The following is a 2,530-nucleotide window of genomic DNA, read 5'->3' on the forward strand; positions in this document are numbered from 1 at the left end:
CCGTGACGGGCAACCCGTACGCCTCCGAGGACGACGTCACGCGGATGAGCTGGCAGGAGCTGAACCAGAACACCGCGCTCGCGAACCCCGACTACAGCGGGGAGTCCTTCGACCAGGCGTGGGAGAACAGCAAGGAGGGCTGGAAGGACACCGGTCGGGACGTCATGACCTCGCCGACGATCGCGCCGATGGGGCTGAGTCCGGTGAACCCCGAGGAGCAGGGCAGGGCAGCGGAGCAGGAACGGCGGGGCGGGGACGCCGGCTGATGGGGATCGGGGACTTCGTCGACTCCGGCCTCGGCAAGCTGGAGGACGGCATCGACGCGGGCAAGAAGCTCGTGGGCGAGGGCGTCGACCAGGGCGCGAACGCCGTCAGCGACCGCCTGGACGACATGGGCGCGCACGACTGGGCCGACAAGGTCGATGCCGCCGTTGACAGCATCGCCTCCGACCTCGGCGCCACCCCGGACGAGCAGCAGCTCGGCCGGACGGATCTGCCCACCCAGCTGGTCCACGGTGATCCGGCTGACATCAGGAGAACAGCCGACCATCTGCAGGACTTCCACACCGCGTTCGACACGGTGGGTCAGGGCATGCGGAAGCTGGACTCCTCGGCATGGAAGGGCGAGGCCGCCGAGACCTTCCGCGAGAAGTTCGCCATGCACCCGGTCAAGTGGCTGCACGCGGCGGACGCCTGCGACAGGGCGGCCAGGGCCCTGACGGCGTATGCGGACACCGTCGAGTGGGCGCAGGGGCAGGCCCGGGACGCCATCAACCTCTACCAGGCGGGCAAGGAAGCCGACGACAAGGCCGCCGTCGCACGCGCCAAGGAGATCCTCGGCGAGGCCCGCCGCCAGCGCGACGACGCCGCCGGCACCGCCGCGGCATCGGTCCGCGCGGCTCTGGCCCACGCACCCGCCGAACCGCCACCCCTCAAGCGGCTCAAGTCCGACTGGGACGACGGCCTGGCCGCCGTCAACACCGAACTCACCCACTTCACCGGCGGCGTGTTCAAAGGCGCCGCGGGCCTGATCAACTCCGCTCGCGGGATGAACCCGCTGGACCCGTACAACCTCGCCCACCCGGCCGAACACCTCCAGAACGTCAGCATGACGCTGTCGGGCCTGGTCTCCACGGCCGCGCATCCCGAGCGCGCGGCAAAGACTGCGTGGGAGGACTTCAAGAAGGACCCGTTGGAGTTCGGCGGCCGACTGGTGCCCGAAGCAGTCGGTACCAAGGGGACAGGGCTGGGGCGGGGCGGACTGCAGACCACGGTCAAGGCGAGAATGGAAGAGGCGGCGCAGCGGGCAGCGCGCAATGACGCGAAGGGCGTTGCCGACCACTCCGCAGCGGACACCGCCAGAACCCGCCCCCAAGAGAACGACACCGCCAATCCCAGCGAGCAGGTCGAGAAAGACCCCACGGACCCGGTGGATCTCAGCACCGGCAAGATGTACCTGCCGCAGACGGACGCAACTCTGCCGGGTGCCCTTCCTCTCGTCTTCAAACGCCGCGTCGAATCGGGGTACCACTACGGCCGCTGGTTCGGCCCTTCCTGGTCCTCGACGCTCGACCAGCGCCTCGAAATCGACTCCGAGGGCGTCGTCTTCGTCACCGAGGACGGCCTGCTCCTCGCCTACCCGCATCCGGCGCCCGGCCTCCCCACCCTCCCCAGCCACGGCCCACGATGGCCGCTGGATCGCGAGGACGGCGGCTACACCGTCACCGACCCGCGGACGCGCCGTGCCTGGCACTTCGCCGACCGCGGCGACGGCCTTGCGATCCTGGAACGAATCGACGACCGCAACGGCAACTGGATCACCTTCGAGTACGACGCCGAGGGCACCCCCCTCGGGATCGTCTCCAGCGCCGGCTACGACGTACGCGTCTCCACGGAGGAGGACAGGGTCACGGCCCTCCGCCTCTCGGCGGCCGACCAGGTGTTGATGTGCTACGGCTACACGGAAGGCAACCTGACGGAGGTCGTCAACTCTTCGGGCTTGCCTCTGCGTTTCACGTACGACGAGTCCGGCCGCGTCACCTCCTGGACCGACACGAACGACCGTGGCTACACCTACGAGTACGACGACCAGGACCGCTGCATCGCCGAGGGCGGCACACACGGGCACATGGCCCTGCGCCTCTCCTACGAAGAGAGGGACCCGGACACCGGCCTGCGCGTCACCACCGTGACCACGGCCGTAGGACACACCCGCCGCTACGTCGTCAACGACTCCTGCCAGGTAGTTGCCGAGTTCGACGCGCTGGGCGCGGTGACCCGTTTCCAGCGCGACCGATACAACCGCCTGCTGTCCAGAACCGACCCGCTCGGCCACGTCACGACGTTCCGCTACGACGACACAGGCAACCTCCTCACCCTGACCCGCCCCGACGGACGCGAGGCGAAGGCCGAGTACAACGAACTCGGCCTCCCGGTGAAGGTGGTGAGGACGGACGGCACGGTCGTCCGCCAGACGTACGACGAACGCGGCAACCGCACGTCGATGACCACCTCGTCCGGCCAGACCACC

The 2,530-nt window shown here is 69.1% G+C and carries 1 protein-coding gene and 1 pseudogene; both read left to right on the forward strand.

What is annotated here, in order from left to right:
* Positions 1-266: pseudogene (locus ADK57_RS11205) on the forward strand (hypothetical protein); the annotation flags it as partial.
* The coding region (locus ADK57_RS11210) for a putative T7SS-secreted protein (protein ID WP_199830538.1) at positions 266-2,530 on the forward strand (2,265 nt) is incomplete at its 3' end. The pseudogene ADK57_RS11205 and the gene ADK57_RS11210, both read left to right, overlap by 1 nt.

The organism is Streptomyces sp. MMG1533 (assembly GCF_001279775.1).
GTDB lineage: Bacteria > Actinomycetota > Actinomycetes > Streptomycetales > Streptomycetaceae > Streptomyces.